Annotated in this window: 11 protein-coding genes; 1 reads left to right on the top strand and 10 read right to left on the bottom strand. The window is 73.0% G+C overall.

Features of this window, described 5'->3' with window-relative positions:
* Nucleotides 1-16 precede the first annotated feature (16 nt).
* Nucleotides 17-3,577 (bottom strand): transcription-repair coupling factor, encoded by a 3,561-nt coding sequence (mfd, locus tag HA039_RS21095; RefSeq protein WP_167032348.1) that lies wholly within the window; start codon nucleotides 3,575-3,577, stop codon nucleotides 17-19.
* Nucleotides 3,578-3,790: 213 nt separating this feature from the next.
* On the opposite strand from mfd, the gene HA039_RS21090 reads away from it, so the two are divergent.
* Entirely contained in the window at nucleotides 3,791-3,976 is a 186-nt protein-coding gene (locus tag HA039_RS21090) for a hypothetical protein (RefSeq protein ID WP_167032345.1), read from the top strand.
* A 1,858-nt stretch (nucleotides 3,977-5,834) separates the two neighbouring features.
* Here HA039_RS21090 and HA039_RS21085 read toward each other — a convergent pair.
* The 9 genes from HA039_RS21085 to HA039_RS21045 are packed head-to-tail and all read right to left on the bottom strand — an operon-like array spanning nucleotide 5,835 to nucleotide 17,243.
* Nucleotides 5,835-6,689, bottom strand: a complete 855-nt coding sequence (locus HA039_RS21085) for an ABC transporter permease (protein WP_167032342.1) — start codon at nucleotides 6,687-6,689, stop codon at nucleotides 5,835-5,837.
* Nucleotides 6,690-6,693: 4 nt separating this feature from the next.
* The gene (locus HA039_RS21080) at nucleotides 6,694-7,590 is read right to left on the bottom strand and encodes an ABC transporter permease (protein ID WP_167032339.1); all 897 of its coding nucleotides are present in this window, start codon (nucleotides 7,588-7,590) and stop codon (nucleotides 6,694-6,696) included.
* Nucleotides 7,587-8,654, bottom strand: a complete 1,068-nt coding sequence (locus HA039_RS21075) for an ABC transporter ATP-binding protein (protein ID WP_208298674.1) — start codon at nucleotides 8,652-8,654, stop codon at nucleotides 7,587-7,589. Before HA039_RS21075 ends, HA039_RS21080 begins: the two co-directional genes overlap by 4 nt.
* A complete protein-coding gene (locus tag HA039_RS21070; RefSeq protein WP_208298673.1) occupies nucleotides 8,651-9,964 on the bottom strand; it encodes a hypothetical protein in 1,314 nt (437 codons plus the stop codon). The genes HA039_RS21075 and HA039_RS21070 overlap by 4 nt, the downstream gene beginning before the upstream one ends.
* Before the next feature lie 4 nt (nucleotides 9,965-9,968).
* A complete protein-coding gene (locus HA039_RS21065) occupies nucleotides 9,969-11,573 on the bottom strand; it encodes a hypothetical protein (protein ID WP_167032336.1) in 1,605 nt (534 codons plus the stop codon).
* Nucleotides 11,570-14,239, bottom strand: coding sequence for a pyridoxal-dependent decarboxylase (locus tag HA039_RS21060; RefSeq protein WP_167032333.1), 2,670 nt, complete (start codon nucleotides 14,237-14,239; stop codon nucleotides 11,570-11,572). Before HA039_RS21060 ends, HA039_RS21065 begins: the two co-directional genes overlap by 4 nt.
* Before the next feature lies 1 nt (nucleotide 14,240).
* Nucleotides 14,241-14,969, bottom strand: coding sequence for a class I SAM-dependent methyltransferase (locus HA039_RS21055; protein ID WP_167032330.1), 729 nt, complete (start codon nucleotides 14,967-14,969; stop codon nucleotides 14,241-14,243).
* Complete coding sequence (locus HA039_RS21050) at nucleotides 14,966-16,120, bottom strand: GHMP family kinase ATP-binding protein (protein ID WP_167032327.1); 1,155 nt, start codon at nucleotides 16,118-16,120, stop codon at nucleotides 14,966-14,968. Before HA039_RS21050 ends, HA039_RS21055 begins: the two co-directional genes overlap by 4 nt.
* Before the next feature lies 1 nt (nucleotide 16,121).
* On the bottom strand, nucleotides 16,122-17,243 hold the full coding sequence (locus tag HA039_RS21045; protein ID WP_167032324.1) for a monodechloroaminopyrrolnitrin synthase PrnB family protein: 1,122 nt from the start codon (nucleotides 17,241-17,243) through the stop codon (nucleotides 16,122-16,124).
* Nucleotides 17,244-17,289: the final 46 nt, after the last annotated feature.

Here is a 17,289-nt window from a genome sequence, read left to right as displayed (position 1 = left end):
GCGGGGCGCGGCGCCCTCAGGACCCCAGGATCGTCGCCAGGAACTCCCCGGTCCACGACAGCAGTTCGCGTCCCACCACCGGCTTCCCGCCGATCTTCCCCGCCGTCGGACGCGGCACCAGGATCTGGTGCGCCGCCGGCTTGATGACCGTACGGGGATGCAGCCGCTTGAGCCGCAGCTCCTGCGACTCCCTCAACTCCACCGGCGCGAAGCGGATGTTCGGGCCCTGGAGCACGATCTCGCCCACCCCGCACGCCCGCGCCAGCATCCGCAGGCCCGCGACCAGCAGCAGGTTCTCCACCGGCTCGGGCAACTTGCCGTAGCGGTCGGTCAGTTCCTCGCGTACCGCCTTGATGTCGTCCTCCGTGTTCGCGGAGGCGATCGCGCGGTACGCCTGGAGGCGCAGCCGCTCGCCCGGCGCGTACTCGTGCGGAACGTGCGCGTCGACCGGCAGCTCGATCTTGACCTCCAGCGGCGCGACCTCCTCCACCGTGCCGTCCACGGCGGCCCGGTAGTCCGCGACCGCCTCGCCGACCATGCGGACGTACAGGTCGAAGCCCACCCCCGCGATGTGGCCGGACTGCTCACCGCCGAGCAGGTTGCCCGCGCCGCGGATCTCCAGGTCCTTCATGGCCACGTACATGCCCGCGCCCATCTCGGTGTGCTGGGCGATCGTCGCGAGCCGTTCGTGCGCGGTCTCCGTCAGCGGCTTCTCGGGCGGGTAGAGGAAGTACGCGTACCCGCGGTCCCGCCCACGGCCCACCCGGCCGCGCAACTGGTGCAGTTGGGACAGGCCGAAGTTGTCGCCGCGCTCCACGATCAGGGTGTTGGCGTTCGAGATGTCGATGCCGGACTCGACGATCGTCGTGGAGACCAGCACGTCGAACTTCTTCTCCCAGAAGTCGACCACGACCTGTTCGAGGGCGCTCTCGCCCATCTGGCCGTGCGCCGTGGCGATCCGCGCCTCGGGCACGATCTCGCGCAGCCGCGCCGCGGCCCGGTCGATCGACTCCACCCGGTTGTGGATGTAGAACACCTGGCCCTCGCGCAGGAGTTCACGGCGCACGGCCGCGCCGATCTGCTTCTGCTCGTACGGGCCCACGAAGGTCAGCACCGGGTGGCGCTCCTCCGGCGGGGTGGTGATGGTCGACATCTCGCGGATGCCGGTGACGGCCATCTCCAGCGTGCGGGGGATCGGCGTCGCGGACATCGTGAGGACGTCGACGTTGGCGCGGAGCTTCTTGAGCTGCTCCTTGTGCTCGACGCCGAAGCGCTGCTCCTCGTCCACGATGACCAGGCCGAGGTCCTTGAACTTCGTCTCGGACGAGAACAGCCGGTGCGTACCGATGACGATGTCGACCGCGCCCTCGCGCAGCCCCTGAAGCGTCGCCTTGGCCTCGGCGTCCGACTGGAAGCGGGAGAGCGCCTTCACGGAGACGGGGAACTGCGCGTACCGCTCGGAGAACGTACCGAAGTGCTGCTGCACCAGCAGCGTCGTCGGTACGAGCACCGCGACCTGCTTGCCGTCCTGGACGGCCTTGAAGGCGGCCCGTACCGCGATCTCCGTCTTGCCGTACCCGACGTCGCCGCACACCAGCCGGTCCATCGGGACCGTCTTCTCCATGTCCTCCTTGACCTCGGCGATCGTGGAGAGCTGGTCCGGCGTCTCCACGTACGGGAAGGCGTCCTCCAGCTCCCGCTGCCAGGGGGTGTCGGGGCCGAAGGCGTGGCCGGGGGCCGCCATGCGCGCCGAGTAGAGCTTGATCAGGTCGGCGGCGATCTCCTTGACGGCCTTCTTCGCGCGCTGCTTGGTCTTCGTCCAGTCGGCGCCGCCGAGGCGGTGCAGGGTGGGCGCCTCGCCGCCGACGTACTTGGTCACCTGCTCCAGCTGGTCGGTCGGGATGTACAGCCGGTCGCCGGGCTGCCCGCGCTTGGCGGCGGCGTACTCGACCAGCAGGTACTCGCGGGTCGCGCCCTGGACCGTGCGCTGCACCATCTCCACGTACCGGCCCACGCCGTGCTGCTCGTGGACGATGAAGTCGCCCGGCTCCAGCGTGAGGGGGTCGATGGTCTTGCGGCGCTTGGTGGGCAGGCGCTGGCCGTCCTTGCCGGCGGCCTTCTGGCCGGAGAGGTCGGTCTCGGTGAGGACGGCGAGCTTGAGCGCGGGATCGACGAAGCCCCAGTCGATCGAGCCGCGGGCGACGTGCACGACGTTCGGCGAGATGTCCACGAGGCCGCGGCCGTTCCCGGCCTCCGGGGTGTCGAGGCGGGCCGCGATGCCCTCGCCGCCCAGCACCTCGACGGTACGGGAGGCGGTGCCCTGGCCCTCCGTGACGTACACCGTGCGCCAGCCGTCGGCCAGCCAGCCCTTGGTGTCGGCGAGGGCGCGGGAGGTGTCGCCGCGGTACGACTCCGGGGCGCGCATCCCGAGCCGGATCGTCTCGGCCGACATGTCGTCGGCCTCGGAGTCCGCCGCGAACGGCGACACCGACCACCACATCATGCCCAGCTCGCGCGCCCGGTCCCGGACGTCCGCGATGCCCCACAGCGAGGCCGCGCCCACGTCGATGGGGGCCTTCCCGCCCTCGGCGCTGGCCGCCCAGGACGCCTGGAGGAACTCCTGGCTGGTCGCGACGAGGTCGGCCGCCCTGGTCCGTACCCGCTCCGGTTCGCACACCAGGGCCATGGACCCCTCGGGCAGGACGTCGAGCAGCAGCTCCATGTCGTCCACGAGGACCGGGGCGAGGGACTCCATGCCCTCGACGGCGATCCCCTCGGCGATCTTGCCGAGCAGCTCGCCCAGCTCCGGGTGGACCTCGGCGAGCGCGGCGGCCCGCTCCCGTACCTGCGGCGTCAGCAGCAGCTCCCGGCAGGGCGGCGCCCACAGGCCGTGCTCGGCGACCTCCAGCGACCGCTGGTCGGCGACCTTGAAGTAACGGATCTCCTCGACGTCGTCGCCCCAGAACTCCACCCGCAGGGGGTGCTCCTCGGTGGGCGGGAACACGTCCAGGATCCCGCCGCGTACGGCGAACTCGCCGCGCTTCTCGACCAGCTCCACGCGCGCGTAGGCAGCGGCGGCGAGGGCCTCGGTGACCTCGTTCAGGTCGGCGCTCTGCCCGCTCCTCAGGGCGACGGGCTCCAGCTCGCCCAGCCCCTTGACCTGCGGCTGGAGGACGGACCGGATGGGCGAGACGACCACGCTGACCGGCCCGGCGGAGGGGTCGTCCTTGGCGGGGTGGGCGAGGCGGCGCAGGACGGCGATGCGGCGGCCGACGGTGTCGGACCGGGGCGAGAGGCGCTCGTGCGGGAGCGTCTCCCACGACGGGTACTCCACGACGGTGTCCGGGTCCAGCAGCGTACGCAGCGCCGCCGCGAGGTCCTCGGCCTCCCGCCCGGTCGCCGTCACGGCCAGCACCGGCCGCCCCGACTCCCGCGCGAGGGCGGCGACGGCGAAGGGCCGCGCGGCGGGCGGCCCGACCAGGTCGACGTGCGTGCGGTGACCGTCGGCGGCGGCCTTCACCGCTTCGGCGAGCGCCGGGTCCTTGATGACGGCGTCGAGCAGACCGTGCAGGCTCATGAAGGGTGGTTTCCGTCCAGATCCGTCGAGCAGGGGGGTGACGCGGTTGCGCGCGGCTGTTGAGCAGGACAACGCGAAGGACCCGACACGTCGTACGGGCCGGGGGTGCTTCCAGAGTACGACGCCGGACGAAACGGGGCGGCGGCCCCCGGGCAACGGAGGAATAGCCGCCGCGGGCGGGAGGTTTCCCGTCGCAACGAAGGAGGCGTCGACATGCCCGATGCGAAGACCCCCCAGGACCGCCAGGACCAGGCCGCGACGACCCGCCACACCCGCTTCGGCACCCTCCCGGAGCGCATCCGCCTGGAGGACACGCTCCAGTCCGTCCCAGCCACCCACCCGGACCCGTCGAGGGACTCGTACAACCACGACGAGTGGCTGACCCGGAACGCGCTGTAGCGGGCCGGTGGGCCCGCCGGTGGGCCCGTTCGACGACCGGGGGATGGCACGGTGGCACATCAGGGCGGCCTGCGGCGCCTGGCCGATGAGCGGGAGGGGGCGCGGGACGCGTGGGTGGGCATGAGCAAGCATGGGCAGGCCCAGCCTGTACGACTACGGCATGACCGTGGGACCTGACGGCCAGTACGTGTGGTGCGGAGACCCGGCAATGGGGTGGGGTTGGGTGCGGGTTCAGACGAAGACGTAGTCGGGGTCATCGTTCTTGCATTGATCAACCTGGGGGCCGCCCCTTGCTGTTGAGTGTCGCGGTTTCGGGTCGGGCGTCAAGGGCGCTCCTTCGTCGCGTCGGCTCCGCCGATTCCGCTTCGCTCCACCCTTGACCCCCGCCCCGAAACCGCAAGTGAAGGCCGAGGGGGGGCGGCCCGGGGGAGGGGTCCCCGAGGGGCCTGTTCGTTGCCGGGCTTTCGTCGCGGGCTGCGGATCCGGCCGTGGTTTGCGCACCACTTGAATGGGGCGGTGACGACTCGGCTCAGCGGCTAGCCGGCCGTCTGTTGGCGGGCGTACAAGCACCGTGTCTGAGCTGGGTGGGTGGAAGGGGACAGGCGGGCAGTCTCCCCCCTTCCGGCCGGTGATGTGCCCTGGATGCGCAGCAACCGAACACAGCACGCAAGACCGGGGAGGAAGGGCCGCCAGGGGACTCCCGAAGCTGGACAAATGGGGCACGCGACCTGGTTGACGCGGGCAGAGGGGTGGCCTTGACGATCGGCCGCCACCCACCCAGCCGCATACGGACACCACGCCCGCGCCCGGAGGTTGGTGGGGCGGGTGCGGCAGGAGAGGTGGCCCGCAGCTCCCGTGCCACCTCTCCCCCGCCCAGTTCGGCGGGCTTTGTGCCCTGAGTGCGGTTAAGTCGAACGCAGGACACAAGACCGACCTCAGGGACCCCCGAGGCCGGGCCCATTAGACATAGGCCCAGGTGGGTGTGGTGGTGGGCCGGCCTCGGCTGTCGGCTCGCCCCGGCCCACGCGCAGACAGCACACCCCCGCCGGGAGGCTGATGGGGTGGATGCGGTGGCCCACAGACCCCATCCGGCCCTTCCCCAACCCATTCGGCGGGTTGTGTGTGCTGGGTGCGCATGAGCCGAACACGGCACGCAAGACCGGGGAGGAAGGGCCGCCGGAGGGCATGTGGCCTGGCTGGGGTGGGTGGTGGGGCGGTCTCAGCCGTCGGTTGCCGTCCACCGGCCCGCATGTGGACAGCAAGCTCGGGCCGGGTGGCGGGTGGGGTTGGTGGGGTGAGTGAGGCTGCCCGCAGGCGCTGTCCGGCCTTCCCCCGGCCCTTAGCTGGCGGGTTGTGCGCTCTGGGTACCGGTCAACGGAACGCAGGACGCAAGGCTGGGGAGGAGAGGCCGCCAGGGAACTCCCACGCCTGGGCTAGTGGGGTGTCTTGGTCGCCGGATGGGATGTCCCTCACCTCAGCCCGCAGTTGGTCACGGATCTCAGACACGGTGCTTGTACACCCGCCAACAGTCCGCCTTCCAGCCGCTGAGCCGGGGCCTGCCGCCCCATTCAAGTGGTGCGCAAACCCGCAACCGGAGCCGCAGCCCGGGAACAAGCCCCAGCAACTCCCCTGCCTTCCCGGGGGACCCCTCCCCGGGCCGCCCCCCTCCACCTTCACTTGCGGTTTCGGGGCGGGGGTCAAGGGTGACCGAAGGTCATCGGCTTGCCGACGCGACGAAGGAGCGCCCTTGACGCCCGACCCGAAACCGCGACACTCAACAGCAAGGGGCGGCCCCCAGGTTGATCAATGCAAGAACCGTGACCCCGACTACGTTTTCGTCTGAACCCGCACCCAACCCTCAGCAATTCCGCGCGTAATACGCCAACCCCCGGCGCCAGCTCCACGTGCCGGTCAGGAGGGACAGGGCCGCGATCGCCGGGGCCAGGAAGACCAAGACCGGGGTGAAGGGGACCGTGTCCGCGTGGCCTGTCAGCCAGGCTGCCGGGTAGTAGCCCGCGAACGCGATCGGGACGGCGAAGGTGAACGCGCCCTGGAGCACCGAAGGGAAGATCGTCAGCGGGTAGTTGCCGAAGTTCGCCGCCGTGTTGTCCAGCCAGAAGAACAGCGACTCGCTGCCCCGGAAGCGCAGGACCAGCGCCGCGATGTGCAGGTTCAGGCCCAGCTCGATCACCATCGCCGCGAGGATCGCCAGCAGCAGGAACGTGACGGCCGCCACCGTCCAGTCCACCGACAGCATCGACAGGCAGACCGCCAGCGAGGCGGCCGCCACCGTCAGGTCGCCGAGGGCGTTGATCGGCGCCTCGTACGTGCACACCTGGAGGAACACCGGGACCGGGCGGACGCGGAACGCGTCGAAGCGGCCCTCGCGCAGTAGGTGCGGTACGAGGCCCAGGTTGCCGAAGAACAGCATGTACAACCCGTGCCCCAGCATGCGGATGCTGCTGATGAGGAGAATCGCCCCGACGCCCCAGCCGTCGAGGGAGGGGAACCGGGTGAAGATGACGGTCGCGAAGAGCAGCACCGTGATCTGGTACGTGACGCCGTTCGCCACGGCCATCGCGAAGTCCGCGCGGTTCGCCAACTGGCTGCGCAGGCCCGCCCGGAGAATCACCGTGGCGAGGCGCAGCCGGCCGACGGGCGCGGCGCCGCCGGTAAGCCCCGCGGAGGGGGACGGCATCGGGGACGAGGTCATGTGATCAACCACCCAGGACGAGGAGACGGCGCGCGGCGCGGCGCCACATCAGCCGGCTGAGCAGGGCGAGCACCAGGCACCAGGCGAACTGCTCGGCGAGGTACGGCACCGCGTCGGCCACCGGGATCCGGCCGGTGAACAGCGACACGGGCACATGGACGGTGGCGGCGAACGGCAGATGACTCGCGCCGGCCTCCAACCACCCGGGGAAGAACCAGAGCGGGATCAGCGCACCGGACAGGAGCACCTGCGCGAACGCGGCGAGGCGGGTCACCCCGTAACTCGTGATCGTCCAGAAGCTGGTCAGGTCGACCAGCAGGCCGATCTGATAGAAGACGACCTGGCCGAGGACGTACGAGAGCGCGGCGGTCGCCCCGGCGGCGAACGTCGGCGCGGCCTCGACCAGACCGGTCGCCACGCCCACGGCCAGCCCGGTGAGCAGCCACGCCGTGGCGTACAGGCTCTCCCCGAACCCCCGCCAGGCGCAGTAACGGCGGGCGGAGACGGGCCGGGTGAACCAGAAGACGACCGACCCGTCCCTGATCTTGCTCTGGGCCGTCTCCTGCGAAGCCCCCTCCAGGATGACCCGGCCCGTCCCCATCAGGGTGGCCAGCACCGAGTAGCTGACGGCCTGGTCGGCGTCCATGCCGGCGACCCGGCCGGTGCCCTCCCCGTACAGGGCGCGCCAGAGGACGACGTACAGGAACACCTGCGTGCCGACGACAAACGCGGTCGCCGCGATCCTCGGCCGGTACGCCCATTCGGTACGGGGCACGAGCGCCGCCAGCCGGTGGACGCGGGGCCGGCCGGTGGCCCGGGGGGCCGGGACCGGTCCGGCCGTACGGGACCCGGGGCCCCGCCCTTCGGTCCCGGAGCCCCGCCCTTCGGTACGGACGCTCACGCCCCCGCCCTCCCGGCCGCCCCGACGGCGCCGAGGTCCTCGGGGTCCGCGGGGTCCGCGGGGTCGTCGGCCCGGGTCGCCGGGCGCGCGTACAGGGCGCGCAGCACGTCCTCCACCTTCGTACCGTCGAAGACGATGGAGCGGACCTGATGGCCCGACAACAGCTCGCGCGCGAGGGCGCGTTGGTCCGTGCCGGGGTGCGGTCGCAGCCGTACGGACGTGCCCTCGACGGACTCCACCGCCGCGGACTCCAGGGTGAGGGCGCCCGGCGGGGCGGCGAACTCGACCAGGACCGTGACCGGGCCTGCCGCCGAGCCGGTGAGGACGTCGCGGTCGCCGTCGAAGACGACGCGGCCCCGGTCGATCACCACGAGGCGGCGGCACAGGGCCTCCACCTCGGTCATGTCGTGGGTCGTCAGGACGATCGAGTGGTCACCGGTCGCGGCCAGATTGCCGAGCAGGGTCCGCACCTGGTCCTTGACCAGCACGTCGAGCCCGATGGTCGGCTCGTCCAGGAACAGGATCGGCGGCCGGTGCAGCAGTGCCGCCGCGAGGTCGCAGCGCACCCGCTGGCCGAGGGAGAGGAAACGCACGGGCGTGTCCCAGAAGCCGGAGAGGGCCAGGACGTCGTCCAGCTCCGCGAGGGTCCGGTGGAAGTCGTCGTCGCGCAACCCGTAGATGTCCCGCAGGATGCCGAAGGAGTCCCGGGCCGGCAGGTCCCACCAGAGCTGGGTGCGCTGCCCGAAGGTGACGCCCATGTTCCGGGCGTTGTCGGTCCGGTCCGCGTACGGGTCGAGCCCGAACAGCCTGGCCGTGCCCGCCTCGGGGAGCAGCAGCCCGGTCATCACCTTGATGAGCGTGGACTTGCCCGCGCCGTTCTGCCCCAGCAGCCCGATGAACTCCCCCTCCTCCACGGTGAGATCGACGTCGGCGAGCGCCTCGGTCCGGCCGGCCGCCGGCCGCTTCCACGGGCGGAGGGTGAACCGGCGCGCCTCGCCCGTGTCGTAGGTGCGGAACGTCTTGGTGACGCCCGCGACCCGGATCGCGGGATGTACCTCGCTCATACGGCCGGTTCCCTCTCCGCCCCGACGCCCGCGTTCCCGCCGGCCCCGGCGCCCGCGTTCCCGCCGAGCCCGGCCGGTGCGGTATTCGCGACCCTGGCCCCGGCCGCCGCCCGCGCGCCCATCCCCCGGGCGACGCCCTCGCGCACGAGCGGCGCGAGCAGTTCGCCGACGGCGCCCAGCCAGCGCACGGGGATCACCCGGCGCAGCGCTCCCGGCGCGAGCGTGTCCAGGGCGGTACGGGCCAGGGGCGCCGCGAGGTCGGCCTCACCACCCGCCTCGTGGGTCACCACCCCCAGGCAGAAGGCGGTCGTCCACACCTCGGCGAGCAGCACGTCGCTCACCCGGTCCCGGACGAACTCCCGGAGCGGGAGCGCCTCCAGCGTCTCGCGCAGGGCGGTCACCACGTCGTGCCGGGTGATGCCCCGCTCCAGGAGGACGTCCTCGGCGGGGACCCGGCGCCAGCCGTCGGGGGCCGTGGGGTCCTGGACGTAGGCCACCGCGAGCTGTTCCCACCAGCAGTAGTACGGGACGGTGGCGAGGTCCCCCAGCCGGCCGGAACCGGCGGCGCCCGGCGGGACGGCGGCCTGGACGGCCGCCGGGAAGCAGGCCGAACTGCGCGGGCCCATCACGTCGTTGCCCACCAGGCTGGCCGGGTTCGCGTGGTCGACGGGGTTGGCCACCGGGACCAGCGTCTCTGTGCCGGCCAGGTAGCCGAGCAGCGCCACGTCGTCCGTGTCCTCCCCGGCGGCCTTGGTGAGCGCGTACTCCTCGAATCCCCGCGCCAGCCCGGCCGGCAGCACCAGCGCGACCGACGGCAGGTAGTCGTCCACGACCGGGGCCCACGCGTGCCCGAGCAGGGCGGCGATCCGTACGGCGTTGGCAGTCCGCGAACCCCACTCGGTGAACAGGCTCACCGCGGCCTCGGGGCGGGCGCTCACGAGCGCCGTGACGCGCTCGGCGAAGTCCGGCGCGAGGATCGCGTCGTCCTGGAGGACGAGGTGGTGTGTGGCGCCGGGCGCGACGGACCGCCAGGCGAGGCGGGCGGTCCGCAGCGCGGACGGGGGGCCGTCCGGCTCCGGGTCGGTCACGACCCGTGCCTCCAGGGCGGGATGGCTGTCGCAGAGCAGCTGGGCGGCGGCGGCACGGCTCGGGTGGGCCATGACGACGGTGGACAGCTGGACGGCGGGGGCGGTCGCGGTGACGTGGGGTGCGAGGGGCACGAGGTGTTCGTCCTTCTGGGGCGGGGGGTTGGGGTCGGAGCGGGGGTCGGGGTCGAGGTCGGGGTGCGGGTGAGGGTGGGGGTGGGTCATGTGATCATCGCTCGGTCTTGCCCATGGTCAGGGGCTGTTGGGTGAGCACCGCCGTCGTCCGGGCGGCGGCCAGCCGCAGCGGTCCGAGCCAGTGCAGCAGGGGCTGGGCGACGAAGGCGGGCAGCAGCCGCGCGTACCCCCCGGGCCCGGAGGGTTCGGCGCGCGCCCTGGCGCCCTCGTGGTGGGCGACGAACCGGTCCGCCGCGCGCAGGCTGACCCGGGCGTGCACGAGCAGGTAGGCGACGGCCGCCCCGGCCCACCAGGCCAGCGCGCCCGGGGCGCCCGCGACGAGCAGCCAGGCGGCGGCCCCGGCGACGCACGGCGGCCCGGCGAACCACCACACCGTGTCCAGGCCCTCCTTGACGAGGACCACGGTGTTGCGCCGCCCGAACGCGCGCAGGACCGGGTCCCTGGCCAGCCGGGCGCAGCCCGCCGCGCTGCCGAGGGCCACCAGGCTGTACGCGCGGCCGAGCGCGCCGACGCGCGCGTACCGGTCCACCAGGTTGAAGACGGGCAGGACGGCCGTACTGGCGCCCGCCGAGGAGAGCTTGTAGCCGACGAGGAGGTCGTCCACCGGCTCCTCGTACATCCCGATGGACAGCAGGACGTCGTGCCGGACGAACAGGCCGGCGCCGATGCCGTACACCACCGGCTCCAGCACGGTCCGCAGCCGGTCGGGGAGCCACCGGTGTCGGCGCAGCCGGGCCTGGGCGTGGATGCGGTACGCCTCGACGCCCATCCGGCGGCGCAGGTCCGCCGCCGCGTGGGCGCGCAGCAGCAGGTCGGCGGGGCCGGGGCGGGCGGCGTAGGGCCGGCGCAGCTGGAGGGGGAGTTGCTGGACGAGCGCGGGGCCCTCGCCCTGGCGGCGGTGGGCGGCCGCCACGACGCGCGAGAGGTGGGTGAGGGTGGTGCGGTCGGGCTGGGAGTCGGCGTCGTAGACCCCGATGTACGTACGGGCCGGGTCGGCGTCGGCGGGCAGGATGCCGGGGAGCCGCTCGACGGCGTGGACGAGCTGGCCGCTCTTGGCGCCGGCGGTGGACACGTGGTGGAGGTGGCGCAGGGACACCCCGGGGAACTCGGCGGCGAGGGCGGGCAGGAGTGCGACCGCCACGTCCCGGGTGGTGGGGAGGGCGGTCAGTTCGGTACGGAGGGTACGGACGGGGTCCTCGGCGGCGCGGACCCGCTCGGCGAGCGCGGGCGCGCGGGTGGAGGGCACGACGCCCGCGAGGTGCGCGGCGGCGGCACGGGTGTCGGGGGCCGACGTGAGGCGCGCAACCAGGTCGCCCACCCGGCCGAGGTCGCGGCGCCTGGCCTCCTCCTCGCGCTCGGTGGTGACGACCACCACGTGGGCCCGGCCGGCCGGGTGGTCGAGCGCGGCAACGGCCCGGACGACTTCGGGCAGAAGGTCCTGCTCGCGCAGGGCGGGGATGAGGAGAACCACATGCGGGGGTTCCGTCCCGGGGGGCGCGGGGGCGGGGGTGGGACCAGACGCGGCGGGGGTGGATCGGCGCTCGTGGTCCAGGGTGCGGGCGGTCAGCCACGCTCGGGTGGTGAGCAGGACCCCCCAGGCGAGCACCCCCCAGAGCATGACGAGCGCGGCAACCGTCACGCCGCACCCCCGCCCAAGCCGGACCGGGCGCCGGTGCCGGCGTCAGCGTCCAGCCACGCGTCCGGGGCCTGGGCCTGGGCTGATGGGCGTGGGGCCGTGGATGGGCCCCGGCGGCGGACCCCCTCGCGGGTGGCGGTGTCGCTCGTGGGTTCTGTCGGGGCGGCGGGCGCGGCTGCCGTTGCCGTGTCCGGGGCGCGGAGGGTTCGTACCAGGGGGTACAGGCGTTCGGCCCAGTCGACCACTGTTTCGGGCGTGAGTTGTTCCGGTGATCCGACCGGCGGGCCGGTCAGGGTGGTGGCCAGGTCCGTGCCGAATCCGAGGCCCACGGTCAGTTCGGCCTCGCGGCCGTCCGCGACCGAGGTCAGCGCGGTCACCAGGCGCCCCGCCGCGAACCCCGGCAGGACCCGTACGAGATCCAGCTCGGCGGAGCGCGCCAGCGGCGGACTGCCCTGGGCGGCGTCCCGTAGAAGCTCCTCCGCCGGTACGGCCCCCCGGAAGTCACGGCCGACGGTGAGCTCGGCGATCACGTCGAAGAAACGGTTGGGGAAGCGGCTGTACTGGCCGCGCAGCAGATGGCGGCGGCGCGGCAGCGCGGGGTCGCAGTGCTCCGACCACCGCACCGCGTGCGGGGGCGCGTCCCCGTCGACGAGCGTGACGCGCAGCTCCAGCGAGGTGTCGAGGGAGAACGAGTAGTCGTCGCCGGAGCGGCGGATGCTCCGCGCGTCCTTGCCGACCTTGACGACGATCGTGTCCCGGAAGACCTGGATCTCGTCGGTGTACCACCGGTCCCCGTACTTGAACTCCGCCGACCGGAAGCGCCCGTCGGCGTGGAAGTTGACGAGGACCACCGGCAGCGGTGAGCCGGGGCCGGTGCCCTCGAAGAGGGAGAAGTGCGCGGCCCCGACGAGGGAGAGCTTCTGCTGGTGGCGGTCCAGCACCTCCAGCGAGAACGCGTCCGGCGACACCACCCCGAACAGCTCGTTCTCGAAGGGGCGGTCGAGGTCGGGCGCGTAGACCAGCAGCTCGCCCCCGGTGGCGGCGGACGTCCCCCAGCGCCGGGTCCGGAACTGCTCGCCCAGCTCCGCGCGGTTCTGGAACGTGTGGAACGAGTAGGCGTGCGGGTGGTCGTCGGGGTCGCGGCGGCCCGGAGGGTGGACGACGAGGTGGCGCAGGCAGGCGCTGCTGCCGCGCAGCCCCTTCAGCGCGGACGGGACGGTCCCGGGGCCGGGGGACGGGACGGTCCCGGGGGACGATTCCGTTCCGGGCTTCGCGTGCGGGGCTTCCGGCAGGGCGGTGGTTCCTCCCGTACGGGCAAGTGCCGCCGCCCCCGCGAGGTGTTCCTCGAACTGCCCGATGTGGGCCGGGGTGATGTGCGGCATGGCGTAGAAGTGGTGGAACAGGCGGTCGGTGGTACGCCCGTCGGGCCCGGTCCACGGGAGCCGGTTGCCGACCAGCCGGTACTTCTCCCTCAGCCCGGCCGGAAGCCTGCCCTCGTCGAAGGAGAACCCCACCACGAGGACGGTGTTGCCCGGGGACGGCAGGACCACCGCATCGGGGTCGGCCCGCAGGACGGCCGCGGCCAACTCGTCCCGGACGCGCAGGCAGTCGCGGAACAGCCGGACGTAACCGTCGGCCGCCAGGCCGAAGACCAGCGACCACAGCGCGGCGGCCATGGCGCCCGAGCGCGACCCGGTCACCGTCTCGTCCACGAACCCGGACATGGGTGCCTGGACGGCGCCGTGACCGAGCAGGCCCTTGCGGCAGAGGAACACCCCGCAGCTGTACGGCATGAGACCCGACTTGTGGGGGTCGAGCACCATGGAGTGGACGTACCGGTTGCGGAAGTCGAAGGGGACGCCGGGGTCGGTGAACGGGAGGATCATGCCGCCGTGCGCCGCGTCCACGTGGTGGAAGAAGCGCAGCCCGCCCGGCCGGGCCGTGCGCCGGCCGAGGAGGGCGCTGATGCGGTCCACGGGGTCGACCAGCCCGGTGTTGTAGTAGCCCGCCGTGGAGACGACGATGACGCCGACGGGCGCGCCGCCCGCAGCGCCGCCCTCCGCACCGCCCGCCGCGCCGACCCCGTCCAGGGCCCCGTCCGGGCTCTCCGCCTCCGCCTCCAGCGCGTCGAACGCCTCTTCCAGCAGGGCCGGTCCGAGCACCCAGTCCGGCCCGGGCGTGAGCGCCCGGTGCTCCACGCCGAGGATCTCCGCCGCCTTGCCGACCGAGTGGTGGGTCAGGGTCAGCCCGAGGACGACGATCCTGCGGCAGCCCGCCGCGCGCAGCGCGTTGCGCCCGACGCGCAGTCCGGCGAGCGTGCCCTCGTTGGCCCCACTGGTGAGATAGCCGTCCACGGCGGCGGCACGCATCAGACCCCCCAGTGCCAGCACGGCTTCCCGCTCCAGTCTGCGGGTACCGGTCGTGCCCTGCCCGAAGCGGGTGTGCGTTCCCACGTTGTTGGGGTTGCGCGCGAGGAACCGCTGGGCGGCGTCGAGCGCGAGCCGGTGCGGCTCGGTCATGGCGAAGCCCAGCCGTACCGGACCGTCCGGGTCGTCCCACGAGGGGATCTCGGCGAGCCGCGCCGTGAGCGCGGCGTCCAGTTCGGCCGCGGACAGCGCGGTCCGCGGAAAGGGGTCGGTCTCGGTCGAGCCGTCGGGCAGGTCGGGCACGTCAGCGCACCTCCTTGCGGAACTCGCAGCGCAGGACGGCCCTGGGGCCGACGTCCAGGTCGCGTACGTACGTGTGCGGCGGCCCGGCCAGGGCCAGCCCGGCGCGCGCGAACGCGTCGACGATCTCCTCGGACGGCAGCAGCACCATGGGGACGCCGTCCGGCAGGAGGTGGCGGCCGGTCTCCCCGCCGGGGCGCAACCGGGGATCGAGGGAGTCGGAGGTGAAGCAGTTGAAGGCCAGCGTCCCGCCCGGGCGCAGGACCCGGGCCAGTTCCGTGACGCAGGAACGCCACTGGGCGACGTCGACGGCGTTGTGCAGGACGCCGTAGCAGACGACGAACGCGAAGGTCCCGGACTCGGCGGGGACGGCGTGCGCCGCGCCCCCGCGTACGGTGACCCGCTCGGCGGGGTAGCCGGCGACCGCGGACCGGGTCGCCTCGACCATCGCCTCGTGCAGGTCCATGGCGACCACGCGGAACCCGTGGTCGAGGAGGGCCCGGGTGTTGCGCCCTCCCCCGCACCCGAGGTCCAGGGCGAGCCCCGGGTCGCCCGGGGCGCCGGCCCCGTGCGTCCCGCCCGCCGGGTCCGCCTCCGTGCCCGTGAACGCGGCGAGCAGTTCGACGAGGTAGGGGCGGGGTGTCAGGGAGGCGAACTCGGCGACCGTACCGGGCGCGTTCCAGTAGGCCGCGGCGCGCTCGTGGGCCGCCTCGGGGGCGCTCGGTCCGTTCACGGGGTGATCTCGCTTTCCTCGTCGGTGCCGTGCTGCGGGTCTGTCCCGTCGATGCCGTGGTGCGGCTCCGTCCCGTCCGTACCGTCGTACGGGATCTCCTCGTACGTGCCGTTGTGCGGGCGGGCCCGGAGCGTGCTCATGCCCTGCGCGGCGAAGAACGCCTCGCAGTGGTCCGGGTCGTCCGTGAGAGCGAAGAACGCCGGGCCGACCGAGGACAGGGCGAGCACGGTCGCCGCGCCGCTGGTCTTCAACGGCTCCAGCCGGCGGGCGAGTTCGGTCAGCCCGGGGTAGGAGAAGGAGCAGTTCTCGATGCTGCCCATGCGGAAGCGGTAGTCGAAGACCAGGTCGCCGAGCGGCCCCAGGTCGCCGCGCACCAGGGCGGGCATCGCCTCGTGCAGCATCCGGAACGCGATGGTCGGCGCGTGCAGCTCGCCGGTGGCGCGGAAGCGGTCGAACTGCGCGATCTCGGCGGCCATCAGCTCCTGCGTGGAGCGCTCGGGCACGGGCGGCGGCACCGCGATGACGAACGAGAGGCCGTCGGGCACGGGCGCGGTCAGGACGACCGTGCTGCGGCCCGCCACGACCTGGACTCCGCCGGGGTGGAGGCCGGAGGCCGCCGACCCGCCGATGCACTGCACGGGCATCAGTCGGCCGGGCTCCTCGCCGTGCTCCTCCCCGTGGTTGCTGGTGAGGTACGGCAGGAGGTCGGCCCGGTCCACCGGGCTGCCGTACAGGTGGTTGACGGCCGTCGCGACGGCCGCCGTCAGGCTGCTGCTGGAGCCGAACCCGGCGTGCACCGGGAGCGGGTCGCTGTCCACGGCCACTTCGAGCGCCGTGTCCGCCCCGAGGGCGGCGCACATGACCCGGACGGCGTGCTCCACGAGGAGGGGGCGGCGGATGCCGGGGTCCAGGCGGAGGTCCTGGCCGCGCGGGAGCCTGCGTACCCGCACCCGGTGGAAACGCGCGACGGAGAAGACCAGTTCGCCCGCGTCGTAGAGGAGGTTGTGGTCGCCCGCGACGGCGGCCGGCTGGAGGGCCATCGCGTTGAGCCGGGTCGGGTAGCGGACGGCGGTCCGGTCGAGCGCCTTGCCCGCGCCGACCGGGCCGGTGAAGGGGTGGTGGATGGTCCCTGGGGTGAACGAAGCGAACATCTCATCCCGCCTCGGGCGTCGGGGGTGCGGTGGACCGTACGGCCGGCGGCCCGTCGGACAGGGCGTCGGTGAGCTGGTGGTGGCGCCGGGTCGTCAGCTCGGCCAGTTGGTCGAGCGAACTGGTGGTGTATCCGCCGCTGCCCAGCGAACCGGGCACCCGGATGGCCATGTTGGCCCGCGCCAGCTGGAGGTGGGGCAGCCGGAAGCGCAGCACTTCCCGCATCAGCAACCGCAGTTGGCGCAGGCCCGGCTCCTCCCGCCCCGCGTCGCGGAGCGCGCTGCCGGCCCGCGCCGCCTCGTCCAGGAGGCGGGGAAGCAGGGGTCGGTGCCGCTGGATCGCGTCCGCCGCCTCGCGGTAGGCGGCGGGGAGGTACGGCAGGTTCTCGTCCAGGTACCGGGGGTACCACCCCGCCTCCGGCTCGCCCGGCTCCGGGCGCAGCAGCGCGATGTCCACCAGCAGCGGGGTCATCTGGGCGCCGCCCGGCGCGTACAGGACCGTCCCTCCCACCGTCATCGGCGGGAAGTAGGGGCGCATCCGGTGCGAGAAGACCTCGGGTGTCACCTGTCGTTTGACGGCGAGCAGCGCCTCGGCGAACGTCCTGAACCCGGCGACGGCCCGGGCGAGCCGCTCGGTCAGCTCCGGGTCGCGGAGCGGCAGCGTGAGCGTGGCGACGAGATCGTCGACGGCCGGGCGCAGGGCGGTGCCCGCGATGCGCACCTGGTCGATGAAAAGGATTTCCTCGGGTATTCCGGTGAAGAATCGGGTCCCGGAGCGGGGATTGCGTAAAGCGTAGGTGTAGACGCTGTCCCTCGGGATTTCATCCGTGATGTCCCCGAGCTTCAACAGTGTTTCCTCCGCGCCGCTGATGGTGCGGTGGTCCACGCCGTGCCGTTCCAGCGAGGCCAGAACAAATCCGAGGTCGCGTAGAGCGGCGCCCGCGGTCGGCAGATCGGACACGTTGTTCCATACGCGCGCGAGCATGTCGTCGGCCAGTCGTTCGAGACCGGCCCGGTCGGCGTGCGCGTTGAGTTCCGTCAGGTGGTCGACATGACGGACGAATTCGAGGGGATCCAGATCGGAAATGGTTCGGTCGAGCGCGTCCATGCGGACAGCGAGGCTCACTAGTTCCATCCTTCTGCGACTCAGAAAGGCGGTACAGGAGAAAGAT

This window comes from Streptomyces liangshanensis (assembly GCF_011694815.1).
Lineage (GTDB): Bacteria > Actinomycetota > Actinomycetes > Streptomycetales > Streptomycetaceae > Streptomyces > Streptomyces liangshanensis.
The sequence above is the reverse complement of the archived record's forward strand: the minus strand, read 5'-3'. Positions and strand labels throughout refer to the sequence as shown.